General features: G+C 58.8%; 25 protein-coding genes, 1 tRNA gene, 2 pseudogenes and 1 riboswitch. Of the genes and pseudogenes, 11 read left to right on the top strand and 17 right to left on the bottom strand.

Translation table 11 applies throughout. The features are described 5' to 3' along the window. Positions 1-64 precede the first annotated feature (64 nt). The 4 genes from A6U87_RS26340 to A6U87_RS26325 form a co-directional block, all read right to left on the bottom strand. Positions 65-694 (bottom strand): hypothetical protein, encoded by a 630-nt coding sequence (locus tag A6U87_RS26340; protein ID WP_065694375.1) that lies wholly within the window; start codon positions 692-694, stop codon positions 65-67. Positions 695-1,112: 418 nt separating this feature from the next. Then, a riboswitch (SAM riboswitch) is annotated at positions 1,113-1,191 on the top strand. Between the two features lie 244 nt (positions 1,192-1,435). Continuing rightward, on the bottom strand, positions 1,436-1,675 hold the full coding sequence (locus A6U87_RS26335; protein WP_065694271.1) for a hypothetical protein: 240 nt from the start codon (positions 1,673-1,675) through the stop codon (positions 1,436-1,438). Beyond that, the gene (locus tag A6U87_RS26330; RefSeq protein ID WP_065694270.1) at positions 1,672-1,890 is read right to left on the bottom strand and encodes a hypothetical protein; all 219 of its coding nucleotides are present in this window, start codon (positions 1,888-1,890) and stop codon (positions 1,672-1,674) included. The genes A6U87_RS26335 and A6U87_RS26330 overlap by 4 nt, the downstream gene beginning before the upstream one ends. Positions 1,891-2,176: 286 nt before the next feature. After that, positions 2,177-2,404: a transcriptional regulator gene (locus A6U87_RS26325; protein WP_065694269.1), complete on the bottom strand. Its 228-nt coding sequence runs from the start codon at positions 2,402-2,404 to the stop codon at positions 2,177-2,179. Between the two features lie 102 nt (positions 2,405-2,506). Here A6U87_RS26325 and A6U87_RS30265 point away from each other — a divergent pair, with 102 nt between their 5' ends. From A6U87_RS30265 to A6U87_RS26290, 7 genes and pseudogenes are all read left to right on the top strand, one after another. After that, a complete protein-coding gene (locus A6U87_RS30265) occupies positions 2,507-2,842 on the top strand; it encodes a hypothetical protein (protein WP_198928771.1) in 336 nt (111 codons plus the stop codon). Then, positions 2,727-3,005, top strand: a complete 279-nt coding sequence (locus tag A6U87_RS26315; protein WP_065694267.1) for an HNH endonuclease — start codon at positions 2,727-2,729, stop codon at positions 3,003-3,005. The genes A6U87_RS30265 and A6U87_RS26315 overlap by 116 nt, the downstream gene beginning before the upstream one ends. 176 nt (positions 3,006-3,181) lie before the next feature. Next, positions 3,182-3,436 carry a hypothetical protein gene (locus A6U87_RS26310; protein WP_065694266.1) on the top strand — a complete coding sequence of 85 codons (255 nt, stop codon included), beginning with the start codon at positions 3,182-3,184 and terminating at the stop codon, positions 3,434-3,436. Beyond that, on the top strand, positions 3,433-4,641 hold the full coding sequence (locus A6U87_RS26305; RefSeq protein WP_083199686.1) for a hypothetical protein: 1,209 nt from the start codon (positions 3,433-3,435) through the stop codon (positions 4,639-4,641). Before A6U87_RS26310 ends, A6U87_RS26305 begins: the two co-directional genes overlap by 4 nt. A 65-nt stretch (positions 4,642-4,706) precedes the next feature. After that, a pseudogene (gene radC / locus A6U87_RS26300) lies at positions 4,707-5,021 on the top strand (DNA repair protein RadC); the annotation flags it as partial. Positions 5,022-5,187: 166 nt separating this feature from the next. Then, the gene (gene sthA, locus A6U87_RS26295; protein WP_065694264.1) at positions 5,188-6,594 is read left to right on the top strand and encodes a Si-specific NAD(P)(+) transhydrogenase; all 1,407 of its coding nucleotides are present in this window, start codon (positions 5,188-5,190) and stop codon (positions 6,592-6,594) included. 184 nt (positions 6,595-6,778) lie between these two features. After that, positions 6,779-8,569 carry a radical SAM protein gene (locus A6U87_RS26290; RefSeq protein ID WP_244499572.1) on the top strand — a complete coding sequence of 597 codons (1,791 nt, stop codon included), beginning with the start codon at positions 6,779-6,781 and terminating at the stop codon, positions 8,567-8,569. A 51-nt stretch (positions 8,570-8,620) separates the two neighbouring features. On the opposite strand, the gene A6U87_RS26285 is transcribed toward A6U87_RS26290, so the two are convergent. From A6U87_RS26285 to A6U87_RS26265, 5 genes are all read right to left on the bottom strand, one after another. Then, positions 8,621-9,046 carry a nuclear transport factor 2 family protein gene (locus tag A6U87_RS26285; RefSeq protein ID WP_065694262.1) on the bottom strand — a complete coding sequence of 142 codons (426 nt, stop codon included), beginning with the start codon at positions 9,044-9,046 and terminating at the stop codon, positions 8,621-8,623. Between the two features lie 177 nt (positions 9,047-9,223). Continuing rightward, positions 9,224-10,702 carry a trigger factor gene (gene tig, locus A6U87_RS26280; protein ID WP_065694261.1) on the bottom strand — a complete coding sequence of 493 codons (1,479 nt, stop codon included), beginning with the start codon at positions 10,700-10,702 and terminating at the stop codon, positions 9,224-9,226. 183 nt (positions 10,703-10,885) lie between these two features. Then, a tRNA-Leu gene (locus A6U87_RS26275) sits at positions 10,886-10,970 on the bottom strand. Positions 10,971-11,126: 156 nt separating this feature from the next. After that, positions 11,127-11,717, bottom strand: a complete 591-nt coding sequence (locus A6U87_RS26270; RefSeq protein WP_065694260.1) for a GDYXXLXY domain-containing protein — start codon at positions 11,715-11,717, stop codon at positions 11,127-11,129. Beyond that, entirely contained in the window at positions 11,714-12,817 is a 1,104-nt protein-coding gene (locus A6U87_RS26265) for a DUF2157 domain-containing protein (RefSeq protein WP_065694259.1), read from the bottom strand. Before A6U87_RS26265 ends, A6U87_RS26270 begins: the two co-directional genes overlap by 4 nt. A gap of 724 nt (positions 12,818-13,541) precedes the next feature. On the opposite strand from A6U87_RS26265, the gene A6U87_RS26260 reads away from it, so the two are divergent. Next, positions 13,542-13,685: a DUF1127 domain-containing protein gene (locus A6U87_RS26260; RefSeq protein ID WP_065694258.1), complete on the top strand. Its 144-nt coding sequence runs from the start codon at positions 13,542-13,544 to the stop codon at positions 13,683-13,685. 296 nt (positions 13,686-13,981) lie between these two features. Then, positions 13,982-14,125: a DUF1127 domain-containing protein gene (locus A6U87_RS26255; protein ID WP_065694257.1), complete on the top strand. Its 144-nt coding sequence runs from the start codon at positions 13,982-13,984 to the stop codon at positions 14,123-14,125. A gap of 123 nt (positions 14,126-14,248) precedes the next feature. Here the strand turns inward: A6U87_RS26255 and A6U87_RS26250 are convergent, their stop codons facing one another. Then, positions 14,249-15,832 carry a GMC oxidoreductase gene (locus A6U87_RS26250; RefSeq protein WP_065694256.1) on the bottom strand — a complete coding sequence of 528 codons (1,584 nt, stop codon included), beginning with the start codon at positions 15,830-15,832 and terminating at the stop codon, positions 14,249-14,251. Positions 15,833-16,656: 824 nt separating this feature from the next. Between A6U87_RS26250 and A6U87_RS26240 the strand changes: the two are divergent. Then, a pseudogene (locus A6U87_RS26240) lies at positions 16,657-16,914 on the top strand (DUF2934 domain-containing protein); the annotation flags it as partial. 266 nt (positions 16,915-17,180) lie between these two features. On the opposite strand, the gene A6U87_RS26235 reads toward A6U87_RS26240, so the two are convergent. Further along, the gene (locus A6U87_RS26235; protein WP_065694253.1) at positions 17,181-17,387 is read right to left on the bottom strand and encodes a hypothetical protein; all 207 of its coding nucleotides are present in this window, start codon (positions 17,385-17,387) and stop codon (positions 17,181-17,183) included. 235 nt (positions 17,388-17,622) lie between these two features. Between A6U87_RS26235 and trmFO the strand changes: the two genes are divergently transcribed. Further along, positions 17,623-19,056: a methylenetetrahydrofolate--tRNA-(uracil(54)-C(5))-methyltransferase (FADH(2)-oxidizing) TrmFO gene (trmFO, locus tag A6U87_RS26225; RefSeq protein ID WP_065694251.1), complete on the top strand. Its 1,434-nt coding sequence runs from the start codon at positions 17,623-17,625 to the stop codon at positions 19,054-19,056. A gap of 46 nt (positions 19,057-19,102) precedes the next feature. On the opposite strand, the gene A6U87_RS26220 is transcribed toward trmFO, so the two are convergent. From A6U87_RS26220 to yajC, 6 genes are all read right to left on the bottom strand, one after another. After that, a complete protein-coding gene (locus A6U87_RS26220) occupies positions 19,103-19,765 on the bottom strand; it encodes a peroxiredoxin (RefSeq protein ID WP_065694250.1) in 663 nt (220 codons plus the stop codon). A gap of 148 nt (positions 19,766-19,913) precedes the next feature. After that, complete coding sequence (locus tag A6U87_RS26215; protein WP_065694249.1) at positions 19,914-20,381, bottom strand: hypothetical protein; 468 nt, start codon at positions 20,379-20,381, stop codon at positions 19,914-19,916. A 70-nt stretch (positions 20,382-20,451) separates the two neighbouring features. Continuing rightward, entirely contained in the window at positions 20,452-21,303 is an 852-nt protein-coding gene (locus A6U87_RS26210) for a phytoene/squalene synthase family protein (RefSeq protein ID WP_065694248.1), read from the bottom strand. A 2-nt stretch (positions 21,304-21,305) separates the two neighbouring features. Continuing rightward, positions 21,306-21,692 (bottom strand): Mth938-like domain-containing protein, encoded by a 387-nt coding sequence (locus A6U87_RS26205; RefSeq protein ID WP_065694247.1) that lies wholly within the window; start codon positions 21,690-21,692, stop codon positions 21,306-21,308. Between the two features lie 4 nt (positions 21,693-21,696). Then, positions 21,697-24,258, bottom strand: coding sequence for a protein translocase subunit SecDF (gene secDF / locus A6U87_RS26200; RefSeq protein WP_065694246.1), 2,562 nt, complete (start codon positions 24,256-24,258; stop codon positions 21,697-21,699). Between the two features lie 53 nt (positions 24,259-24,311). Continuing rightward, positions 24,312-24,659 carry a preprotein translocase subunit YajC gene (gene yajC / locus A6U87_RS26195; protein ID WP_065694245.1) on the bottom strand — a complete coding sequence of 116 codons (348 nt, stop codon included), beginning with the start codon at positions 24,657-24,659 and terminating at the stop codon, positions 24,312-24,314. Positions 24,660-24,665: the final 6 nt, after the last annotated feature.

Raw genomic sequence — 24,665 nt, 5'->3', positions numbered from 1 at the left:
GAGTTAGCCCATCCTCGAAGGAGTTGGCAAAACGAGCATAGTTTTCATTGTCCGCCTCCCACGCTCATGCTCCTTTTCGAACGCGATCCGAGTTTGTGAGCGCCTCACCTAAGCGCCCAAGAGCCTCTTTGAGTGCATGCTCCGCGGATTCCACCAGTGACTTTGCTCCACCTTCGCATGCCAAACCCGCATCGGCTTGACCGTTGCCACTGCCGGAGACCGTCGTGCCGAGCAGGCGCCCACCTAGACCATCGACCGTGATCGAGGCCGCTAGCGCGACCTCAGTCTCCATTCCCGCTGACCAGAACCCCGGTACGACCCGGAGCCGTCCGTTCAGTTCCTCGCCGCGAACAATGATCATACCCCGGGCGCCTCGGGACTTAAGATCGTCACGACCTACGGGCTGTTGTACGACCTCAAGTTCAGTCACTAGGTTGGCAAAGGTCTGTCGTACTGAACTCGCAAAGCTAGTCGAGAGATCTAGCGGAAACGTATGAGCCGCACAGTTGTAATCTGAGGGCTTAATTGGCTTGTTTAGCTTGCTGGCATCGACGTAAAGCAGATACTTTCCGGGCAGCTTCCCGTCGTATGATGAGTACACATTGTATGTGGCAACCGGCAGTGGCTCCGCCTTGTATTGGCACGCGGCAAGAAGCGCGCCGATTGCCAGCGCTGATGCGATTTTGAGCTTCATATGAGTCCCCAATGTCCCGATCAAAACGAAACAGAATTTCAACTAAGAGTCGATCTCTGAGTTGGACTTCTCAAGATTTCGTTGGGGATGATGGACGCTCTTTCGGTCTGACGAGCTTGCGCGAACCCAGGCTGATCTCGGACAGCGCACGAACTCGACGTTTTAGCGACGTGTCGCGCATCCCGTCGTGGAAAAGTTGCGATTTTCACAACACAGTTGGTTGCGGTAGGGGAGCACTTATAGCAGTGTGTTTCTGGCTGTCGGCGAGATCAGCATTTGCGCTGATCCCGCCCTTGGGGAGCCACCTGACGCGGGAGAGTGCGGTTTGCCTGCAAGCTGATGCCGCATTCCCCGCTGCCAGGAAGTCCAGAAGACCAAATTCGACACATTCGCGCAAGCGCGCAACGGCAGTATTGCAGCTTTATCCCGTGGTGATTTGGCCAGTCGGCTTGCAGCCACGTTAAACAAGTGGCTAAATAGACCGGGTTGAAAACGGTCTGCATTTGCGGCCGGTTTTTATTATGAAAACTTCCCCAATGAGCAAAATTTAATCATTGATAGCCGCCGGATTAATGATCGGCATGGCAGTGCTGAATGCAGCCTGCACGACGCATCCCAACCCGACTCCGCCCGACTTTCAATACAATCCCCGGACCTCTCGAAATCCGGCTTGCGGCGCGGGGTTCAGACCGACGAATAACTGGACTTGCCGTTTCTGACAGGTAGTCTCTCCGCACGCTCTCACCCGTCGGAGATTGCCTTAAGACGCTCGACATCCACTAGCCAGATTTCGGCGGATACGGGCTCCGACTTATTTGTTCGAAACCAATCGGCTGCTTCGCGCACGCGCTCGCCGTGCGGTCCAGGATAGGCGCCGAGGCGCGACACCCATTCCCGAACCGTCTCGCGTTCCATCAGACCGGCCCGATAGCGGTCATGAACAGTAATGGCAGACGCGATCAAATCGGATATTTTACTCACGACGCTTCCTCTTCCCGCGTAGCCGCGGCCAGCAGCTTGAGCTGCTCCGGATCGCGCACGCCTTGTCTGAAGAGCTCGATGATAATGGACGCGAGCCGCGCTACGGTCTGCGTGTCAGCGACAATGCCGAACTCTCGTGAGATGTCGTCGAGGACCGTGTTGCAGACGGCAAGGTCTTCGGAAGTGAGCGGCATATCGCGGAGGCTGTTGGTCATTCGCAGTCCCACTCTTTGCGGAGAATATACACGTCGGTATTCGCCAATCCGCCGCGGGGCGAGATAAGGTTTCCTCTAAGATACCTACCGGTTCCGTCTTCGGCGCTTCCATAGGCCTCAAATGTCCAGCTCATGCCGACATACGCATCGCCCCGCCAATCCGGATGAATGTTGTTAGGCGACGGTGAGGATAGGATTCTTGCTGAATTGTCCTTTGGCGCGCACTGCAAGGCAAGCGCGGCCGTTGGCAAGAGTAGAGAAGCAAACGACAGGACGGCTGCGGCTCTCACTGAGCGCTCCGTAGCTTGACGACGCCGTCGCCGCGGTCGGTGTTGATGAATTCGATACCGGCAGATTCTAGGGCGGAGCGTATGTCGTCGACGGTACGCTCTTTCAATTCCTCGCCACCCTCGAACCGAGAGATCGTTCCTGGCGCTACTTTGGCCAAAGCGGCGAGATCGCGCACCCCAAGGTTAAGGGCTACCCGAGCCATTTTGCACTGCGTGGCATTCATTTTTGATACACCGCTTCAAAATCGTGTTGACGTATCGAAAATGTTTCGATATTGATACGTTGTACCGAATTTAGAACGGTGACGCAATCGAGGAGACCAAAGATGCCAGCAGGACAGAGCCACATCGAAAGAATTGCACTACCTCGTAGTCTGGTAGGCAGAAGACGACCCACATTCGAATTCCGCATCGGCCAACTGGTCGATTTTCATGGCGATCGCGCGGTCATCACAGGCCGCCAGCTGACTGCCATGGGGCGCGAGATCTACGACATCACTATCCAATGCGCCGAGCGCCAGCAGCGCACCGTACGGGGGCAATACCTTGCGCCGGTTCACGACGAAACAAAAACGGGCACTCGCCGCGCTCCTGTTCGTACTGCAAGAGGGACGGTGCGCGTATTGCCGGAAGTTCGTCCGCCTGAGCTACTGGCCGCCTGATCGTCAGAGGCACGACGCGGGGATGCTAGAGCACCTCCGCCGCAGAGCAGACGGCGGGCGAGACAGCAAAGATAATCTCGCCCTGGTCTGCAAGACCTGCACCGACAGCCGCGGAGTTATCGACTGGCTGCTCTACACCAGCTGGATCCGCGATGAGTTTTAGGCGCGAAAAATGCGCGCCGGGTATGCCCAAATCTCGGCATACCCTCTTTTATTCCCAGTCACCTATGGCCGGCGCGGTCACCACCCTCGCCCACATCAGAGGCGCGCCGGCCGGTGCTCTTGCACAATTTGTAAATCAGTCCTGAACTTCGTCCAGTTTCAACAGCAGGAGGACCGATGCCAGCCGCCGCCAACGACAACTCGCCGCTCTACCTCTCGGAGGCCGCCGTGGCTCAACGGGTGCTCGGTGCCAAAAGCCGAACGCAGTGGACCGCCCTCGCCGTCGTGTGGGAGCGAGAAGGCTTGCCGCGCATCGATCCATTGACGGGCTGCCGCTATTGGCCGGCGGTGCGAGCCTTCCTCGACCGCCGCCACGGCTTGGGCGGATCTCAGTTGCCGTCTGGCGTTGACGGTGTGGAGAATTGGCAGTGACCGATGCACCTGGTTTGAAGCGAAAGCGCAACAAAGACGGGACGTTCCGCGAATACTGGGAAGCTCGCGCCGATCTCGTGAAGCGTGGCTACCGGCCTTCATCGATCCGTCTTCACTACCCGGTGACACCGGAAGGCCGCCTGCAGCTCGCCTCGCGTTGCCAGATCCAGCAGGCCGAAATGATCGCCTGGGCGTCTCGTGGCGAACACGCCGCCCCATCGTACGATGGTTCGTTCAAGAGCCTATCTCGTCTATTTCAGACTAACGAGGACTCTCCCTTCCAGACGATCAAGTGGAACAGTCGCGAGAACATCCTCAAGTCGCTCGTCATCATCGAACGAACCGTTGGCGCTCGCAATGTCGGCAAGGTGCTAGGTCCAGATTATAAGCGCTGGCATGCGTCCTGGGGCGAGCCGAAGGTGCCTGGTAAGTCCCCTCGCCCTTGGCGAGCCAAGCACGCCATTGATACCGTGCGCCAGCTTGTCAGTTACGGCGTCACGCTCGGCATCGAAGATTGCTTTCGCGCCGACACGGTACTTGGCAAGATCCGGTTCAAGACGCCGCCGGCCCGCACGTCAGTAATGACGGCTGATCATGTTGCAGCCATTCGGACAACGGCTCACGCCGAGGGCTTTCCGTCGATTGCGCTGGCGACTGTGTTGCAGTTCGAGCTGGCAATGCGCCAAAAGGACGTCATTGGCGAATGGGAGCCGGTGGCCGAGCAGACCGAAGGCGGTATCCGTTTTCGCGACAAGCGATGGGTCAACGGTCTGGTGTGGAGCGACATCGACGACGATATGGTGCTGCGCAAGACACACACAAAAACCGGCTTTCCCGTGGAGCACGATCTGAAGCTGCATCCGACCGTCCTAGAAGAAATTGGCATGGTCCCTGTCGAGCGCCGTGTCGGTCCAATGATTATCGCGGAGCGTGTCGACGACACGCCCTACAAGAATAGGAAGTTCACTCAGCGTTGGCGCGTCGTCGCAGACAAGGCCGGAATACCCAAGGGCGTTTGGAGCATGGACGCTCGTGCAGGCGCCATCACAGAAGCGTACGATCTCGGCGCGGCTGAGACCGACGTCATGAAATCGGCGGGTCACAAGAACCGCCAGACAAGTGCTCGATATAACCGCGGCACGCTCAAGCAGACCAGTCGCGTTGCAGAGATGCGGCTGGCAAAACGTACCGAGAACACGGAATGAGGGACGCGCGGGGGACGTTTGGGGGACGTCTCCCGTAATCGATTGTAATATATGTGTTTTCTTCAACGAGGAAACACATCCGCATTCTCTTTCTCGACAAGCGCAACGCTCTGATTGCCGACGAGGTGCAGGGGCTTGGAACGGTCGACCACACGCCGGTCTATCCGCGCGAGGTGGTGAAGCGCGCGCTGGAGCTCTCCTCCACCGCGCTCATTCTCGTCCACAATCACCCGTCCGGCGATCCGACGCCATCGCGTGCCGATATCGACATGACCAAGATGATCATCGATACGGCAAAGCCGCTCGGGATCGCCGTTCACGACCACATCATCATCGGCAAGGAAGGTCACGCGAGCCTCAAGGGACTGCGGCTGATCTGAGTTCATTGGGCGGCGGATCGAACGCCACAACTAGCCGGAACCCAAGTTTGGGTCTCTTATTCCTGAGCAATGCTCGTAAAACAATCTGTAACATTGACCAGCTACCCGTGGACACGCGACATATTGCGTCGCAAAATGATTCTAGCCTCCCAATCAGGACCACTTCATGTTCCAGTTCGATCTCGTTGTTGTAGGTAGCGGCCCTGCGGGTCGCCGCGGCGCAATTCAGGCTGCCAAACTCGGCAAGAAGGTTCTGGTCATCGAACAGGGCAAGCGTGTCGGTGGTGTCTCCGTTCACACGGGTACGATCCCTTCCAAGACACTGCGCGAAACGGCGCTCAATCTATCGGGTTGGCGCGAACGTGGCTTTTACGGCAAGGCCTATCGCGTCAAGGATGAGATCAGCGCCGACGATCTGCGGCGTCGCCTCCTGATCACGCTCGACCACGAAGTCGAGGTTCTGGAACACCAGTTCGCCCGCAACCGTGTCCAGCACATGCGCGGCAAGGCGAGCTTCGTCGATCCCTCGACACTCGAAATCGTCAAGGACGATGGAGAAGTGGTCAAGGTCACGGGCGCAAGCATCCTGCTTGCGGTCGGCACCAAGCCGTTCCGGCCCGATTACATTCCCTTCGACAACAAGACGGTGCTTGATAGCGACGAGCTGCTCGACATCGAGGAGCTGCCGCGCTCGATGGTCGTGATCGGCGCCGGCGTCATCGGCATCGAATATGCGACGATCTTCAGCGCGCTCGACACCGCCGTCACGCTCGTTGATCCAAAGTCGACAATGCTCGACTTCATCGACAAAGAGATCGTTGAAGACTTCACTTATCAGCTGCGCGACCGCAACATGAAGATCCTGCTCGGCACCAAGGCCGACAAGGTGACGAAGCTCGACAATGGGAAGGTCGAGCTGCAGCTGGACAATGGTCGCCGACTGGTGACAGACATGGTTCTCTTCGCTGCTGGCCGCATGGGCGCGACCGATACGCTCAATCTGGCAGCAGCAGGCCTCGAGGCGGACAGCCGCGGTCGTCTCAAGGTCAACCCGGAAACCTTCCAGACATCGGTGCCGAACATCTTTGCGGCAGGCGACGTCGTAGGCTTCCCGAGCCTCGCTTCGACCTCCATGGAACAGGGCCGTATCGCAGCGCGTGTGGCGATCGGCGCAGTCGCCAAGGAGCCGCCGAAATACTTCCCGTACGGTATCTACGCCGTGCCGGAAATTTCGACCTGCGGGCTCACCGAGGAAGAAATGAAGGAGCGCGGCATTCCATATGAATGCGGCATTGCACGCTTCCGCGAAACCTCGCGCGGCCACATCATGGGTCTCGATACGGGCCTGCTGAAGCTGATCTTCTCGCTGAAGACGCGCCGCTTGCTCGGCGTTCATATCGTCGGAGAAGGCGCAACCGAACTGGTTCACATCGGTCAGGCGGTGCTCAATCTGAAGGGCACGGTCGAGTATTTCGTCGAGAATACCTTCAACTATCCGACGCTGGCAGAGGCCTACAAAATTGCCGGACTCGATGCCTGGAACCGAATGGGCGATATCAAATCCGAGCTGTAATGCGCCTGGCGCGATCGCCTCGGCGCCTCCCGCTTTCGTGAATACATACATCCTAACAACGGCTTAGGCGCATCCAGAACGGGTGCGCCTTCTTCGTTCGGGCTGCGCGACAAAGCGTGGCTTGTATTCTATGCCGTGTCTGTTAGCGTCAATGACTGGGGTTCTCTCTTACCAGCGAGTAGCCGTGCACGATTCGTCTGAGAATGCTGAACGGAAATTCCAGCTCATCCTCATCAAGCCGTCGCACTACGACGACGATGGCTATGTGATCCGCTGGTGGCGGGCAATGATCCCTTCTAACTCGCTCGCGGCCCTCTACGGCATTGCCGCGGATTGCGCTGAGAGAAAGGTGCTCGGACCGAATGTCACGATCGACATTACCGTGGTCGATGAGACCAATACTCGGGTCAATATCGCGGCACTTCTCAAGCAACTGAAGGCCAATGACAATTTCGGCATGGTGGGCCTGATCGGCGTTCAGTCGAACCAGTATCCGCGAGCGCTCGATATCGCCCGCCCCTTCCGCGACGCCGGCATACCGGTATCGATGGGCGGGTTCCACGTCTCGGGCTGTCTCGCAATGCTGGACGGCACTGCTGTCGGCCTGGAAGCCTGCCGTGAAATGGGCATCTCCATGTTCGCGGGAGAGGCAGAGGGGCGCCTTGACAAGGTCCTTCAGGATGCCGCCAAGGGCGAGTTGGAACCGCTCTACAATTTCATGAACGATCTGCCGAGCATCGAAGGTGCCGCGGTGCCGTTTCTGCCGAAGGCCAATGTCGCGCAGACGCTGGGCCTCAGCACGAGCTTCGATGCCGGTCGCGGCTGTCCCTATCAATGCTCCTTCTGCACGATCATCAACGTGCAGGGACGCAAGTCCCGCTTTCGCACAGCCGACGATGTCGAGAAGCTGGTGCGCATGAACTGGGCGCAAGGCATCCATAAGTTCTTCATCACCGACGACAACTTCGCGCGCAACCGCGATTGGGAAGCCATCTTCGACCGGTTGATCCAGCTTCGAGAGAAGGACGGCATTCCGCTCGGCCTGATGATCCAGGTCGATACGCTGTGCCACAAGATCCCCAATTTCATCGAAAAGTCGAAACGCGCCGGCGTTACCCGCGTCTTCATCGGGTTGGAAAACGTCAATCCCGATAATCTGACCGTCGCCAAGAAGAACCAGAACAAGATCACCGAGTATCGTAAGATGCTGCTGGCCTGGAAAGCCCAGGGCATCATGACGCTCGCCGGCTATATTCTTGGTTTTCCGTCCGACACACCGGAATCGATCCGGCGCGATATCGCCATCATCCAGCACGAACTGCCGCTTGATGTCATCGAGTTCTTCGTCCTTACACCGCTGCCCGGCTCCGAAGACCACCAGACGCTCTGGAGAAAGGGCGTCGAGATGGACGCAGACCTCAACATCTATGATGTCGAGCATGTGTGTACGGCACACCCGAAGATGACCAAGCAGGAATGGGAAAGCATCTACCAGGAAGCATGGTCGCTCTACTACTCGCCTGAGCATATGAAGACGCTGTTGCGGCGTGCCGTTGCGACCGGCGTGCCGCTGGCCAGCCTCGTGAAGGTCCTCGTGTCTTTTGCCACGACCGTTCCGCTGGAAAACGTACATCCGCTGCAAAGCGGGCTGCTGAGATTGAAGCACCCTTCCGAACGACGTCCCGGTCTGCCTCGCGAAAGCGCCCTGGTCTTCTGGCCGCGTTTCGTTGCGCAGACCATCGCCAAACATCTCTCGTTCGGCGGCACCATCGCGCGGCTGGCGATCAGCGCCTTCTTCATCGCCCGCGACAAGAAAACGAAGAGCTACATGGACCAGGCTTTGACACCGGTCGGTGACCACGAGGACGAAACGCTGGAGCTCTTCACCAAGACCGCCGGCGGCCTAGCCGCTGTTTCGCATATCAAGAAGGTGGCGGAACTGACCCATGCCCATCAAACCAGTGGCGCGCTTTGAGGGGCGCCACCCGTCGTCCCCAGATGGTGACACGCTCTTGATGCTGCCCTGTCATTGCTGAGCAGTGTTTAGCTGGACAAGGTTAAGCACGGCAGCGGTCTGAAGCGTATCGATGAACTCTACACATTCCCGAACCTTTCCGTTCTCGAATGTCAGCTTGTCCATGATCTCGGTATCAAACGCCACGGGGCCGGCGCGCATCTGGCCGCGACGGTGAACGAATGCCACATTGCCGTCGACATGGATGGATTCGATCTCGATCCCGGCCATATCCCAATTCGCCGCCAGCTGTTCCATCGCAGTGCGGATGGCCTCGACGCCCCTGACCGCATCTGTCATCGGCGACAGGTGCTGGTTGCCGACAACGCGGAATTCGCAATTGTCATCCACCAGTGACATCAATCGGTCGATATCGCCATCGACGCGCGCCTTGAAGATTTCTTCTACCGCCTGCCTGAGATCCGCACCTGATGCCATTGCCCGCGCCTCCTCTTCATGCGTTCAATCTGAGCGCGATCGATCGAGATTGCAACTATGCAGCGTACGTCCTCTCCCATTGACGTATGACGTCCGGATCACGACACCTCTCTTCAGGAACCGGAAAACAAAAAACCCCGCACGAGGCGGGGTTTCATGTCTAGTTGGTACCGATGATTACTCGGCGCCTTCCTCGGAAGCCTTCTTCTTCGGAGCGGCCTTCTTCTTCGGAGCGGCTTCTTCGCCTTCAGCAGCTTCTGCCTTGGCAGCAGCCTTCTTCTTCGGAGCAGTCTTCTTGGCTTCCTTTTCCGAGCCTTCGCCTTCTTCGTCGGCGAGCAGCTCTTCCTTGGTTACCTTCTTGTCGGTGACGTCGATTTCGGTCAGCAGATGGTCGATGACCTTCTCTTCGAAAATCGGTGCGCGGATCGAAGCAGCGGCGCCCGGCTGGCTGCGGAAGAACTCGAGGATCTGCTTTTCCTGGCCCGGGTACTGACGCAGCTGCTCGTAAATGGCGCGCTGCATTTCGTCTTCGCTCACTTCGACGCCGGCCTTTTCGCCGATTTCGGAGAGAACGAGGCCGAGGCGAACGCGACGCTCAGCAAGCTTCTTGTACTCTTCGCGAGCCTGCTCTTCCGTCGTGTCTTCGTCTTCGAAGGTCTTGCCGGACTGCGCGAGGTCGTTGGCGACCTGGTTCCAGATGCCGTTGTACTCGGCGTCGACGAGCGACGTCGGAGTCTCGAACTTGTACATTTCGTCGAGCTGGTCGAGGATCTGGCGCTTGACCTTCTGACGGGTCAGCGAGCCGTACTGCGACTCGATCTGGCCGCGAACGATTTCCTTCAGGCGATCAGCCGATTCCAGGCCGAGCTTCTTGGCCAGTTCGTCGTTGATTTCAACGTCTGCAGGAGCAGCAACGTCCTTGACGGTAACGTCGAACGTGGCTTCAGCGCCAGCAAGGTTCTTGGCCGGATAGTCAGCCGGGAACGTGACGGTGATGGTCTTTTCGTCGCCAGCCTTGGTGCCGACGAGCTGGTCTTCGAAGCCGGGGATGAAACGGCCAGAACCGAGAACGAGTTCGGCGCCCTGATCGGTGCCGCCTTCGAAGGCAACGCCGTCGACCTTGCCGACGTAGTCCATGGTGATGCGGTCGCCGTCGGCAGCCTTGCCCTTCTTGGTTTCGTAAGAACGGGCGCTTTCGGCAACCTTGAGAACCTGCTCGTTGACTTCCTCGTCGGAGATATCAACGACTTCGCGGGTGATCTTGACGCCCTTGACGGACTTCAGTTCGATCGGCGGCAGAACTTCGTAAGACAGCGTGAACTCGAAGTCCTTCTGAGCGGCGAGGATCAGTTCTGCCTCGTCCTTGTCCTCGGTCATCGCGATTTCCGGCTGCGTAGCAGACTTTTCGCCGCGCTCAGCAAGAATGCTGGTCGGCTGCTCGCGAACGATCTCGTTAACGAGGTCGGCCATGATGGACTTGCCGTAAACCTTCTTGAGGTGAGCGGCAGGAACCTTGCCCGGACGGAAGCCGTTGATCCGGACCTTGTCCTTCACGTCGGCCAGACGCTCGTTCATTTTGGTTTCCATGTCCTTGGCCGGGATTACGACCTTGATTTCGCGCTTCAGCCCTTCAGCGAGCGTTTCGATAACCTGCATGTCTTCCTACCTTCAATTCGTGGCGGCCGTGCCCAGACGCCGTTTGTTTCGGTGAGCACGACGCCGGAAAGTTGCCGGGCGTGGCCTGTTCTCAATTCTTGTTCGTCCCGTTTAAACGGGACGGCGCTTGCTGCCGGGTAATCGAGGGGCACCGGTTTCGGTCCCTCGCCTGCAAGCCAGCTTTGGTGCGGGTAGAGAGACTTGAACTCCCACGCCTTGCGGCACCAGAACCTAAATCTGGCGTGTCTACCAATTTCACCATACCCGCGTTCTCAAAAACCGCATGCATATGCCTGCACATGAGGCCTTCCGGAGCGCGGCGTCTCTATATCACCCGATTTGGTGGAGGCAAAGGAAAAATGAAGGGCAAATGACAGGGATTTCCGATGTTCACATGCCCTTTTTCGCACGATACGGCGCGAAGTCAGTAGAGAGGCTCGTCGTAGGCCGGTTTGCCATCGACGAGCAGGCTGCGAATCTGCGGCGTACCATCGGACGAAACGCGCACGGCGATAGACACGTCGCCATCCTGCCGGGCCTGCTCCAACGCCCTGCCCGCGCCCTCCGGCACATAATAGCGCTCGATGCCATACTCGACATGGATGCTGTCGCCAGTCGAAGAGCCATAGCTATAGAATGGCCTGGTATGCACAACGACAGCCCCCGCCTGTTCGGGCAAAGGCTGGAACGACGATTCGGCAACACTCCAGAAACCGCCATCGCTCGGCTTCAGGCGCACCCAGAGACTGCGTTCACCGGGCTCGGCGGGCACCCCACCGACGATCGACTGAACGGGCACTGAGGAAATGTCATAGTTCAGCACCACATAATCGCCGCGGAGGAAATCGCGCGGATCGACGGGCGCTGTTTTCAACAGCACCTCCGCTCCGTTCCTCAGGATCGCAGCACGGCTTTCGATGATGTAGCCAAGTACTGCCGTCTGCAGTGCAGCAACGGCGATAGCTGCGACCCAATAGCGGCGTATGGAGGCAGCGGCGGCTGCAAAGATGCTCATTGGCTGACCTCCCCGGCCTTCACCGCAAATCTGCGCTCTAGGCGAATAACCACCCATGCAACCGCGGCGACGAAAAGCCCGGAGCATAGGAAGAGGCCCGACGTCCCCAGGACCGATCCAACCGTCACGGAGCCGAGATAAAGCAGCTCAATCGCAAACACCGTGTAAGCGAGATAACGGACGGCGCCGTTGTCCCGCCCCTGCAAGGCAATGGCCAGGATCGCTGATGCCAGGGTGACCACCCCGAGGACAATCAAATGCCCGCCTTGATCGATTTCCACGTGCAGGAAGAACAGACCGATGATCGCAACAAGAAATGCGTAAAATGCCGGCGCCGCGCCTGCCGTCCTGGCCAGTCGAGACAATGGCGAGATAGGCAGACCGACGAGAACGAAGACCAGCATGCCGACGATGGCATAGGCATACGCGAACCGGATGTCCGAGTCGAATGTATAGAGCCATGCCAACCACCCGACCAGCAGCAGATAGGCAAGATGTCGAGCGCGGTCGGCGCCGGTGTACCGTACCAGCGCGATGATCACGACCGTCATCAACGGCGCCACCCACGGATGGAAGCTCATCCACCGCATGTCATAGTCGTTGAGGTAGACGGCGAAGCTCGCCCAAGACAGGAAGCCTGCGACTGCGGTAACGACGGCCGATCTAAAAAGCACGGCCGAGACAGCAGCGATGGCAAACCACAGATACATGACGGTCTGCTCGTCCCCCGACAAATGGTACATCTGCCCAACAAGCGAGATCGCTCCGCCGAAGCTCAGGGTCCCGATAACAAGCAATCCGCTGGCTGCCGCAACAGCACCGCGCGCCAGCATGGCCGCAGCTCCCAGGTGCACAGCCCAGATCAAGGCTAGTATCACGCCGACGCGCACCAGACGCGGGATCTGCTCCCAGTTGGATGCAATGACCAGCAGAATGGCAGCCGCCAGCAGTATCGCCGCCAGAATCATCAGCACATTGCCGAGACTGAAGCTGGCTGGGCGTGTGTCGTATTCCTTGAGCAGCGAATCTGCTGCCTCATCGGTCAACAACCCCTTGCCGACCCACGTTGCTAAGTCTCTTTCCAGACGACCGCGGTACATGCCTCACTCCGCAATATGCGCAACGCTGCGCCCCAACGTGCAATCTTATAGACATTGATTGGCCGCGGAGGAAACGGGCGGCGACAAATTCCCCATGACATGAGTTTGGGGCCTTATCTTAATCTCGCGATAACGCCTGACACCGAAAATGGGATGCATCGAAGTAGCCATGCACAAGCGGCATACCCACCATGTCGATATTGCACTGCAAAAATCAAATAAGTCATACTATTTAGACGATCAGAAGCTTGGGGATGGTGCCCCGGCCCGGTTTGCCGGAAAGCCTGCGAAGTTATCTTCGTAACGAGATTCGGAGCCGCGCACTCCTCCTCCCAGCGCACTCCGATAGACTGATGACACTCCTCCTCCCAGTCGTCAGTCACCTACACGACGCCCACCGGATCCTCCCCCGGTGGGCGTTTTCGTTTGCCCTGTCGCGATCGCGCGGCCCGGCAAAGGTGACGGAGCCGCACGCCTGCGTGGGATTCGATTGGCAGGACACCAAGCCGACGCCTCAAAAAATCGGGGATTCTGCCTATCCGTTAATCAAGAGCGGCGAAAATAGCCCAATCCAGCCATTGAGAAATGCAGCTACCGCATAGGTGCTCTGAAATCTTGGCTCTGTTAGTTCTTCGCAGCGCAACATATATTGGAGTCATCGAATTGGAAGTCAGCGCCGATGGGCGGCAGCTGGCAGACGCAACCCTCGGAAAGGGGACTTAAAATGAACCTTACACGCTCTTTCAACAACTGGCGCAAGTATCGTCAGACGGTCAGCGAACTCGGCCGCATGACCAACCGTGAGCTGCACGACCTCGGCATCGACCGCTCCGACATTCATCGCGTTGCTCGCGAAGCAACCCGTTAATACATAGCGATCGGCTTCCTCCCTAGCAGATCGCCTTATTGAAACACCCGCTGCCTCAGGCCGCGGGTGTTTTCTTTTGTCCATCAGCTGGATACCGCTCCGGTTGCGGCCAACTCCCGTGCCTTGCACTTGCTCAAAAAATGACGACTGCTCATTGGGTGTGCATCATATGCACAATTGCATGGCAGGCGACTAATATTTGCACTGCACAATATGACTGCAGAAGCCTATATAAGCGTCAACCACGTTCGAGCGGCAATGACGCCGCCCACGATTGTCATTCTAAGGAAACGACCATGAACCCTATTCGCATTGCAAAGAGCTGGATCAGCTACCGCCGTACGCTTACCGAACTCGCCAGCCTGTCGAACCAGACGCTGTCCGACATCGGTGTCAACCGCTACGAAATCCGCAACATCGCTTCCCGCGCATTCCGTTAATAGCGAGTGCGTGAAGCTTCCAAAACGGCGCCATGATGGCGCCGTTTTGCGTTTCTGGCCTATTGATTGCCTTGATCGACTTCGATCGCGTTGAGTGCTGAGCGCCGCGCTGATCTCGATCAGCTATTGTACGGTCGCAGGCATGGCCGAGCGAGCAACATCTAAATCCTCGTTGAGATCCACTCTGGATAAACGCTGCGCGATATGCTGACCGACGCGCAGCGCATTCGCGGCGATGGTCAGGCTCGGATTGGTTCCCCCGCTGCTGGGAAAGAACGAACCATCGACGACAAACAGGTTTGCAAGATCGTGCGCCTGATTGTTCGCATTCAAGACCGATGACTCAGGATTGTCGCCAAACCGGCACGTGCCGCAGGCATGACCGTAGTTGAGGTTTTGCCCAGTGCTAAGCAAGAACATTCGGTGACCGGAAAATGCCCGGCGATAGAGTTTTCGAAACCGCGCTATTCGGCCCTTCAACTCATCACGCGACGTGTAGCGAAAGCGGATCTCGCCGGCCGCCGGTGAGCCGGGCAAGACTTGGTTCTCCCAATAGGGGCGGTCTTCCATGATCGAGGCGAAGATCGTAGCGCGCCCAAAAAACAAGGAGCCCAGGAAAGCAGGAATATGCAAGAGCGGCCTCAGCGATCGGGGCAATCGCAAGCGGCCCGTATCAAACCGCTCCTTCAGATACTGCAGAATGTTCGAACGGCCAGCGGTGAGCCCCGTCGATTGTATCTGGCCCAACTTTTCGCCTTGGTGCCAATAGAAGTCACGAAAGCCGATCGATTTCGCCGGCGACGAAACCCTGCCTCCACGGCGTGGCCAGACGGCGATAAAGTCGGAGATGTGGAACATCAAATTGCGTCCCACCAAACCCGATGAATTGGCGATTCCATTTGGCCAAAGCGGGCTCGCGGAACCGAGCATCAGAACAGGTGTCGACAGCGCGCCGGCTGCGAGGACATAGATCGTCGCCTTTACCTCGAATTCCCGCCCATCCTGCTGACACAGAAGGCCCGTCACCTCATTCGGACCGGCCCCGATGCGCTTGGCAACACACCTTGCAAGCAGATGCACCCCGCCTGATCTGATGGCAGGATCGAGAAAGGCATCGTATGCATTCATCTTGCCGCCACGGGAATCGCTGTCGCCGGCGGTACGGAGCTCATATGGGTTCATGCCGTTGGAACGCAGCGATGCGAAGAAATGACGGTCGGTTGCATTCAGCGAAACGGTATTCTGAAGTTCCTCGGCGTCCGACTGCAAGGGATCCCGACCGCCGCGTGCCTTGAGGCATTCTTCCGCAAGCCGGTAAAATGGCGTCAGGTCGTCGTAAGAGATCGGCCAGGAAGGTGTTGGATTGCCGCGATCGTCAGCTCTACTGAAGTCATCGCGCTGAAAGCGCTCGAGCGTGCCACCGTATAGAATCGTGGAGCCGCCCGGGCCGCACCCCAAGGCGGGAAAGAATCTGACGTTGGAAGCATCGACTGTTGCTTCAACGGGGTGAGGCCAAAGGCCCGCGAGCATCCGCGTCTCGGGATCGAAGCTCTCGGCGTCCGAGGCGTCTTTGTCGACTTCAGCCTCGCCCTTTTCAACGATCAGAACGCTAAATCCGGAAAGGGCAAGGGAATAGGCCAAAGCAGATCCGCCCATGCCCGCCCCAACGATCGCCACATCCCATCGCTCCGAACTCAAGTCGCACATGGTACCCCCCCGCACGCATACACAACGCTCACTAAGCCGACGAAGTATATCGATGCGACGAGGCGATGATAGCTGCCTGGATCCTATACTAATTGGGAAAGACCGCCTGCTTTTGGATGTATCCATGTCATATACATTCGACTGTGGGTCGATACTGCTCACTCAACGCAACGCGCAAAGCCGTCTTGGAACAATCCGTAAGGCCAGCCATTAATCAGGCAGCGGCGTTGCTCCCGTGGCGTTGCTTCGGCAGGCGGTCACGAGGGCCGCTGGCTGGAAATGTCAGCCCGGTGTCGGTCCCTCCGCACCGGGCTTTCCTTTTCCAGGATACGGATTTTCCCTGTAGTACCGCTGCCGAGGTAACCTTACCGACTAACCATCGGCCAAGGTTGGAATTGCACGTATATTCCAAAGCGCTAACGTCTAGATAGCGGTAAGAAGGCAGCCGTGGTCCGATGGGGTCGGATCGGTAGGAGCCCGTCCTGGCTCGGGCCCAGGGCGGGCTTTTTCACGTGCGATATCCCCATGGAACGCGCCTTGGCGCTCTTTTGGCGGATCGCGTTGGCCGGAGCCCCAAACCTCTGGACGAGCCCCTTGTGAGCCGAAGCAATCTGCTGCCCCATACAGAAAAACGACTTCCTTGCCGGTGCACGGAACCTTTTTCTGAAAGCCGCGTTTTATGTCTGCAACGCACGCCCCAAACACGTTGCGCGCATGGCTGGCAACCGCCCTAAGTGCCAGCCGACTTCAAAGCCCGGTGCTCCCCTAGCGCCGGGCTTTCATCTTTCAGCCGCGGAACGAAGCCGGAGGCTCCAATGAACGACCGCGAAAAAGCTATCAGAGAACGCGCCTATTCAATCTGGGAACGCGAAGGCAGGCCGGAAGACCGGCATACAGACCATTGGCTGCAGGCTGAACACGAGATCGGCCACTCAGCTGACCAGCTGGAAGGCGACGACCTCCCACGACTTGATGCCATTCGTGAGGCCGTCAGGCAGCATACCGACAGCTTTATTGTCGCGGCGGATCTCAAGGATGCCGATCAGCGTGAGGCGGCTCCGGGTACACGCGAGCAGCCGTAGCGATGCACTGTGATTACGGAGGCCGCATTGCGCAAGAAGCATCAAGCTAGCGATCGGGGTCTAAAGATTGAGGCAAGACTGCCTATCAATATTTTGGGTACCTATTGGTTCTTTTATTTTCCACGCGCCTCTGGTATGACTCATCTAGGATCGCGCGGGACACCCCCCCGGCCAATCGGGACACCACTCCCAATGCCCCTGCGCGATCCGCTTCCTGATTGATCGTCTATATTAAGCGGGCCCACGGTCGCCGACCTATCGTTGGATCAGCTCTGGCTAACAGCGTCCAGTATCGACTTGCCGTTGCCGAGTTGCACTTCCTGATCTCGCGCCTTCACAAGATTTGAGAGACTTGCCTGTATCGACGCAAGCTTCTCCATCGCCTGATCTTGAACGCCCACTTCGGGCACGGCCGTCCGTCGTAGATCGAGCGGCCGCAATGCTTCATCGATATCGGTAACGTACTGGTTCATGATGTCCTCCGCTCGCTAGAGGCTTCCATTCTTGTTGAGGGAATTTGCCGCGCCGAGTTTGTGGCGGTCGAGAGCATCACGCGCCGTTCGCCGCGCGGCCAGATGAAGGCTGGTTCCTTTTCCTTGTCGTCGACGCCTTGGGAGAATTCCGCGAACCCGCCGGGACGCCTGAAGATGTGCCCGGTCGTTGATTCTTTCGGTTCCATGTCCCCGGCCGGCGTGATAATCAGCCGCCATGAACACGACCTCTACTTCTTCCCCCATCCATGTCATCGGCGGCGGGCTCGCCGGCTCGGAAGCCGCATGGCAGATCGCCAGCGCGGGCGTCCCCGTCGTCCTGCACGAAATGCGCGGTGTGCGCGGCACCGACGCCCACAAGTCGGACGGCCTTGCAGAGCTTGTCTGCTCGAACTCGTTCCGCTCCGATGACGCGACCAGCAACGCGGTTGGCGTGATCCATGCCGAGATGCGGATGGCCGGATCGCTGATCATGGCGTGTGCCGACCGCCATCAGGTTCCGGCTGGCGGAGCGCTCGCCGTCGATCGCGACGGGTTTTCCGACGCTGTGACCAAGGCGATCCACGACAATCCGCTGATCACCGTCGTTCGGGAGGAAATCACCGGTCTGCCGCCGAAGGAGTGGGGCCTAGCGATCGTCGCAACGGGACCACTGACGGCCCCTTCCCTTGCGCAGGCCATACAGGCCGAGACCGGCGCTGACGCACTTGCCTTCTTCGATGCCATCGCGCCGATCGTGTACCGCGAGAGCATCGACATGGATATCTGCTGGTATCAGTCGCGCTACGACAAGGTCGGCCCGGGCGGCACCGGCAAGGATTACATCAACTGCCCCTTGAACGAAGAGCAGTACAATGCCTTCGTGGATGCGCTGATCGCCGGCGACACCGTGGGCTTCAAGGAATGGGAAGGCACGCCATATTTCGACGGCTGCCTGCCGATCGAAGTCATGGCGGAGCGCGGCCGCGAGACGTTGCGCCACGGCCCGATGAAACCGATGGGCCTTACCAATGCGCATAACCCGACAGTGAAGGCCTATGCGGTCGTCCAGCTGCGACAGGACAATGCGCTCGGCACGCTCTACAACATGGTTGGCTTCCAGACGAAGCTGAAATACGGTGCGCAGGCCGAGATCTTCCGGATGATTCCCGGCCTCGAGAACGCCGAGTTCGCGCGCCTTGGTGGCCTGCACCGCAATACCTACATCAATTCGCCGACGCTGCTCGATTCGTCGCTGACCCTGAAGTCGCGGCCTGGCCTGCGCTTTGCCGGTCAGATCACTGGCTGCGAAGGCTATGTCGAAAGCGCGAGCGTCGGGCTGCTGGCCGGTCGTTTCGCAGCGGCAGAGCGCAAAGGCGAAGCCGTCTCGCTGCCACCGGCGACAACTGCGCTTGGTTCGCTCCTCGGCCACATCACCGGCGGCCATATCGTCACCGACGAAGAGCCCGGAAAGCGTTCGTTCCAGCCGATGAACATCAATTTCGGTCTTTTCCCGGAACTGCAACCGGGTTCGATCGTCAAGCCGGAAGGCGTGAAGCGCTTCCGTGGCAAGGACAAGACGATCATGAAGCGTCAGCTGATCGCCAAGCGGGCGCTCGCCGATTGCGCAACCTGGCTCGGTCAGGCCGCGCCCTTGGCGGAAACGGCCTGACAGGAGAGTTGGCGGGCACTTGTTGTCCGCCACTATCTCGCGAAGGCTAACCGTGCGGCTGCGGCACGATGCGGATATAGGGCTTCGGTGACGTCCAGCCCTGCGGATACTGCTTTTTCGCATCGTCGTCCGAGACGGACCCGGCGATAAAGACGTCGTCGCCGTCCTTCCAGTTCACAGGCGTTGCAACCTTGTGCTTTGCCGTCAGCTGCAGGGAATCGATGACACGTAGCACTTCATCGAAATTCCGGCCTGTCGTCATCGGGTAGACCAGGATCAGCTTGATCTTCTTGTCGGGCCCGATCACGAAAACATTGCGGACAGTCTGATTGTCGGCCGCGGTACGCGTTGTCGGATCACCCGACACCAGCGCCGGCAGCATGTTGTAGCGCTTCGAGACAGCGAAATCGACATCAGCAATCATCGGGTAGTTCGGTCTGACGCCTTGCGTCTCCTCGATGTCCTTCAGCCAGCCAACATGTCGTTCCAACGGATCAACGGAAAGGCCGATGATCTTCACGCCGCGCCTGTCGAATTCCGGCTTGATCTTCGCCATGTAGCCGAGCTCGGTCGTGCAGACGGGGGTAAAATCCTTCGGATGGGAGAACAGCACAGCCCAGGAATTGCCGATCCAGTTGTGGAAACTGATCTTTCCTTGCGTTGTCTGAGCTTCGAAATCCGGGGCGATATCATTGATTGCAAGCACCATCATGCGCCTCCATCGCGTTGTGAAACGGTTTCAAACATTCACCGGATGAGGCAAAATCTTGCGCCCATTTCCAACATGAGGCAATGCTAAAAAAAACAACGCAGTGCAGCGCTTGACCACGCGATGGGCCGGCGTCGGCCGGCGTGGGCTAGTGGCGATTGGCAGCCGATGGATTGGTTGCCGGCAACTCCTTGTCGGGATCGGCGACATAGTTGCCAAGCAGCCAGAGCGACACTTCGGACGCCTCTCTTGGAGAGGCAAACTCGAAGGTGGCGTTGTGATGGGGCGCATCCAGAAACTGGATGCTCAAGCCTCTGCCCGTTTCCGAGCTCAGCACGCGCACTCTTCCGGGTTCGATGACATGGCAGGAATAATGCCGCTGCATGTTGCGCATGAAGCCCGCCTTGTTGTCGTGAAGACGGACAAATACGGCCTGCCCATCGGCAGTCGCCTGCAGCTGGCGGATCGCCTCGTTCGGAAAGGCGCGATTGAACTCGATGATCGCGAGCCCGGTATCGTGCAGGCCATCTTCCTGGTTCCGCGACGCCATGCGCGTGGAGACGACAGCAATGGCGATGACGATGGCGAATATGACGCACCAGACGATTATGCTCACGCCGTTCTCCGTTCAAAACATGGCAGCAGCACTATCCATAATGCACGAGCCTTGCGCGAGTTTGAACCCATCAGACTTTCTTGCGCACAAGAGCGAGTGTCATGCTGATCTGGCGGCGCCATTGGGACTGCTGAAGCGACCGCTCGAACAACCCTACGCCGGCCTTCTGGGCACTGGCGAGAACGTTGCTGGCCAGCGCCGCCGGCAGAAATGCCGGGAAGACGGCAGGTGCTATCGCGACATCACGTGCCTTGGCGAGATGATCCCTGCCGAGACCGGCAAAGGCTTGGATCGCAGCCGAAATGCGCTGCTTGTCTTGCCCCGCAAGGAACGCATCACGATCAAGGCCGGTCGCGGCAAGAATTTCCAGCGGGATGTAAAGCTGGCCCCGGTGGCGATGCAGCGGCATCAGCAGCAAAAGCCCGGCGATGGCCTGGGCAACGCCAGCGTGTCCGGCGGCTTCGGCGGACTTCGCAGCGTCTTCCGGCGCCAGCACCAGGCTTGCCAACTGGATCAGCGCAGATGCCGTTTCACCGGCATAACCTTCGAGCGAGGTCCGCGTTTCCATCGGGTCATCGTAAAGATCGAAGATGCGTGCGTCGATCATGTCGGTAAGTGTCTGGCGCGGCAGCCGATGTGTGTCGATCGCCGTCAACAGTGCCGATGCCACCGGATTGGCCTCGGTCGAACCGTGGGCGCTGCCCGCCAGCAGATCGCGCCAGTATTGCATGCGGACTTCGCCGGGAAGCGGCTCGTGCACGAGGTCGCGGATGCGCGCGAGTTCCGCGTTGAAGGCGTAGAGCGCGGCCAGCGCGCCGCGCTTGTCTTCTGGTGACAGCAGGCAGGCCAGATAACGGTCGCGATCGTTGTCGCGCAGCATCGCCAGGCAGATATCCTGGTTCGTCATTGATTGGTCGGCCATGTTCAGACTGCGATCAACGCGGCAGCCACTGCGCGCGATTCCATGAGCATGATGTTGAAGGTGCGCACAGCAGCCCCCGTGTTCATCGAGTCGGACGAGATGCCTGCGGCCTTGAGCGCAACCTTCAGGTCGGCCGGGATCGGGCGCATGTCTGTTCCTGTGCCGAGCAGCAGAAATTCGATCTCGGCTGCCTCGGCAAGCACGCGCTCGAAACTCTCGACGGAAAGCGGTTTCGTCGCGTCCATGTCCCAGCCGTAGATTCCCGAGGGCAGGCAGAGGATCGAGCCGCGGTGCGACATGTCCGCAAAGCGGAAGCCCCCATTGCCATATGTATCGATCGGCGCGCGCCCGGGGAAATGCGCCTCGCGTATTTCTATGCCTCTTGCCATGGTCTCATATTGCCGGATTGCCGGTCTTCGTGCCCGGCTCCGCTGCATTCCTGTCTTGGTCGTTGTCGAACGCGTCCGGACGAAGTTTGAAAACAATCAGTACCGGCGCTGCGATGTAAATGGAGGAAAAAGTGCCCATGGCAACGCCGATGAGCATGACGAAGGCAAAGGAGCGGATCACTTCTCCGCCGAAAAGCGAAAGCGCCAGTAGCGCAAGCATCGTCGTCGCGGCCGTCAAGACGGTGCGCGACAGCGTCTGATTGATCGTTGCATCGATCAGGATCGGCAACGGCATCTTGCGGTAACGCTGAAGATTCTCGCGCAGGCGATCGTAGACGACGACGGTGTCGTTCAACGAATAGCCGATGATGGTCAGCAATGCGGCGACGCTGGTCAGATTGAAATCCATGCCGGTCAACACGAACAGGCCGAGCACAAGGATGATGTCGTGCAATGTCGCGATAATCGCCCCGACAGCAAACTGCCATTCGAACCGCATCCATATGTAAATCAGAATGACCGCAAGTGATGCCAGAACGCCAAGCGTGGCCGCCTTCGTCAGCTCTCCCGAAATTGCCGGACCGACCACCTCGACCCGACGGAAATCGTAATCGTCGCCGAGTTCATCGCGCACAAGCGTGATCGCCGATTGCTCGGCATTCTCGCCGCCGCCCTGGGACTCAAGCTGGATCAACGCGCTCGCGGGATCGCCGAGCCGACGGACAGAAATGTCACCGAGGTTCAGATCCCCAAGGCGGTCGCGGATGTCGTCAGGATCGGCTGCACCCTGCTTTGCCTTGACCTCGACGATCGAGCCTCCGGCAAAATCGATGCCGAGATGCATGCCGACGGTCGCAAATCCGATCATCGCGGCGATCGACAACGCTGCCGAGGCGCTAAACGTGTAGCGGCGAATGCCCATGAAACGGATATTGGCGCGGTCGAAGATACCCGTTCGCACATCCTTGGGCAGATGCTTTGGGTGACGTCTATGAAGCCAGGTGACGACGATCCACCGCGTCAGGGTTACGGCCGTGAATACGGTTGTCAAAATTCCGGCCGCGAGCGTAATGGCAAAGCCGCGGACTGCGTGATTGCCGAGGAAATACAGGATGACGGCCGCGATGAAGATCGTGACGTTAGCATCGAGGATCGTCATGATCGCCTTGGAATATCCATGCTCAATGGCTTGGAAGAACGGGCGACCAGACTTGGCTTCTTCGCGAATGCGCTCGTAGATGAGCACGTTCGCATCCACCGCCATGCCCATGATCAGCACGATCCCCGCAATGCCCGGCAGGGTCAGTGTTGCGCCGATAAGGCTGAGTACCGCGAGGATGACGATCAGATTGAGCAGAAGCGAGAGCGCGGCGATGAGGCCCAACCCGCGATAGAAGCCGAACATCAGGCCGATGACGAGGATTGCGGCGACGATGCCAGCAACGAGGCCGGCGCGTGCCGATTCCGAACCGAGCGCGGGGCTGACAGTGCGTTCCTCGACGGTTGTCAGCGTTGCAGGCAGGGCACCCGCGCGCAGCATCAGCGCGAGGTCACGTCCACCCTCTTCCGTAAAGCTGACGGGGATCGCCCCTGCGCCATCGAGGATCGGAGCATTGATCAGGGGAGCAGCCATCACCTGGTCATCGAAAATGATCGCAAGGTGCCGGCCGATGTTCTGTCGGGTTTTCTGCGCGAGCCGCTCGGTTCCTTCGGCATCCAGCGTGTAGGTGATTGAAACGGCCTGCGTCTGAGCGTCTACCTTCGATTGAACGTCGACGATGTTCTTGCTGGTGATAAAGTCCGCTCTGTCGACGAGGTAGGGAACTGGAGGATCATCCAGCGAGTAGAGTATTTCCGACGTCGCTGGCCAGCGTCCAGCCAGCGCTTCCTGTCCTGTCATGCTCTCGTCGATCATCCGGACAGAGAGCTTGGCTGGTTCGTTGAGAATATTCTTCAGCCGCTCCGGATCGACAGCACCGAGCGCTTCCACATCGATACGATCGGAGCCCTCCGGCAGAACGGTGAAATTCTCGCTGCCCATATCGGCAATGCGTCGACGGACGACGTCCAGCGACTGCGCTTGAGCCGCGGCCATCCCGCTCAAGATTGCAGCGTCGGAGATCTGCAGCGTCAACTGGCCGCCTTCGGCCTGCTGCAAGTCGAGATTTTGCGTGGAGCCTCCGAAGAGGCCAGCCTTGGTGCTCACCACCAGGCTCTTCAGCGTATCAACGGCGGCCTGAATTTGCGCCGGATCGGTGATCTTCACCGTCACCGTCTGATCGTTGCCGGTCAGGCCGGTGTAGCGGATATTGGCCTGGCGCAGCTTCCCGCGCACATCCGCGACTGTGCTCTCGAGGCGTTCGCGAACGATGTCGGCCTTCTCGATTGCGAAGAGAACATGCGTCCCGCCCTGCAGATCGCCGCCGAGTGCGACGCGATCGTGAGGTACCCAGGACGGCAGGCGGTCAAGCTGCCTGTCCGACAAAAGATTGGGGGCCGCGATCAACACGGCCACCAGCACCACGAACCAGATCAGAATGGTCTTCCAGCGGGAAAAATGAAGCATTTTCTCTCGACGATATCCGACCCGGCCAACCCGGTTCGCGGGGGTTGTCTTCGTTACGCGGCGTCGGCCTTTACGGGTTCGCCCTTGACGCGAACTTCAGAGATGCCGCTGCGAACGATGCGAACGCGGACGCCGTCAGCGATTTCAACTTCGACTTCCTTGTCATCGACAACCTTGGTGACCTTACCGACGAGGCCGCCGCCGGTGACGACCTGGTCGCCGCGACGGATTGCCTTCAGTGTCTCTTCGCGCTTCTTTGCCTGTGCCCGCTGCGGACGGATCAGCAGGAAATACCAGACAACCATCAGCGGCACGAACAGGATGATCATTTCAAAACCCGAACCGAACGGCGATGCCGCGGTGTCGGTTGCAGCCTGGGCGAATGCCGGGGTGACGAACATGCTAAA

The sequence above is a fragment of the Rhizobium sp. AC44/96 genome, assembly GCF_001692185.1.
Lineage (GTDB): Bacteria > Pseudomonadota > Alphaproteobacteria > Rhizobiales > Rhizobiaceae > Rhizobium.
The sequence above is the reverse complement of the archived record's forward strand: the minus strand, read 5'-3'. Positions and strand labels throughout refer to the sequence as shown.

Excerpts from the sequence above, each read along its gene's own strand:
- A6U87_RS26340 (WP_065694375.1), bottom strand. The coding sequence starts at position 694 with ATGAAGCTCAAAATCGCATCAGCGCTGGCAATCGGCGCGCTTCTTGCC.
- A6U87_RS26330 (WP_065694270.1), bottom strand. The coding sequence starts at position 1,890 with ATGACCAACAGCCTCCGCGATATGCCGCTCACTTCCGAAGACCTTGCC.
- A6U87_RS26325 (WP_065694269.1), bottom strand. The coding sequence starts at position 2,404 with ATGAATGCCACGCAGTGCAAAATGGCTCGGGTAGCCCTTAACCTTGGG.
- A6U87_RS30265 (WP_198928771.1), top strand. The coding sequence starts at position 2,507 with ATGCCAGCAGGACAGAGCCACATCGAAAGAATTGCACTACCTCGTAGT.
- A6U87_RS26310 (WP_065694266.1), top strand. The coding sequence starts at position 3,182 with ATGCCAGCCGCCGCCAACGACAACTCGCCGCTCTACCTCTCGGAGGCC.
- sthA (WP_065694264.1), top strand. The coding sequence starts at position 5,188 with ATGTTCCAGTTCGATCTCGTTGTTGTAGGTAGCGGCCCTGCGGGTCGC.
- A6U87_RS26285 (WP_065694262.1), bottom strand. The coding sequence starts at position 9,046 with ATGGCATCAGGTGCGGATCTCAGGCAGGCGGTAGAAGAAATCTTCAAG.
- tig (WP_065694261.1), bottom strand. The coding sequence starts at position 10,702 with ATGCAGGTTATCGAAACGCTCGCTGAAGGGCTGAAGCGCGAAATCAAG.
- A6U87_RS26270 (WP_065694260.1), bottom strand. The coding sequence starts at position 11,717 with ATGAGCATCTTTGCAGCCGCCGCTGCCTCCATACGCCGCTATTGGGTC.
- A6U87_RS26265 (WP_065694259.1), bottom strand. The coding sequence starts at position 12,817 with ATGTACCGCGGTCGTCTGGAAAGAGACTTAGCAACGTGGGTCGGCAAG.
- A6U87_RS26260 (WP_065694258.1), top strand. The coding sequence starts at position 13,542 with ATGAACCTTACACGCTCTTTCAACAACTGGCGCAAGTATCGTCAGACG.
- A6U87_RS26255 (WP_065694257.1), top strand. The coding sequence starts at position 13,982 with ATGAACCCTATTCGCATTGCAAAGAGCTGGATCAGCTACCGCCGTACG.
- A6U87_RS26250 (WP_065694256.1), bottom strand. The coding sequence starts at position 15,832 with ATGTGCGACTTGAGTTCGGAGCGATGGGATGTGGCGATCGTTGGGGCG.
- A6U87_RS26235 (WP_065694253.1), bottom strand. The coding sequence starts at position 17,387 with ATGAACCAGTACGTTACCGATATCGATGAAGCATTGCGGCCGCTCGAT.
- trmFO (WP_065694251.1), top strand. The coding sequence starts at position 17,623 with ATGAACACGACCTCTACTTCTTCCCCCATCCATGTCATCGGCGGCGGG.
- A6U87_RS26220 (WP_065694250.1), bottom strand. The coding sequence starts at position 19,765 with ATGGTGCTTGCAATCAATGATATCGCCCCGGATTTCGAAGCTCAGACA.
- A6U87_RS26210 (WP_065694248.1), bottom strand. The coding sequence starts at position 21,303 with ATGGCCGACCAATCAATGACGAACCAGGATATCTGCCTGGCGATGCTG.
- A6U87_RS26205 (WP_065694247.1), bottom strand. The coding sequence starts at position 21,692 with ATGGCAAGAGGCATAGAAATACGCGAGGCGCATTTCCCCGGGCGCGCG.
- secDF (WP_065694246.1), bottom strand. The coding sequence starts at position 24,258 with ATGCTTCATTTTTCCCGCTGGAAGACCATTCTGATCTGGTTCGTGGTG.
- yajC (WP_065694245.1), bottom strand. The coding sequence starts at position 24,659 with ATGTTCGTCACCCCGGCATTCGCCCAGGCTGCAACCGACACCGCGGCA.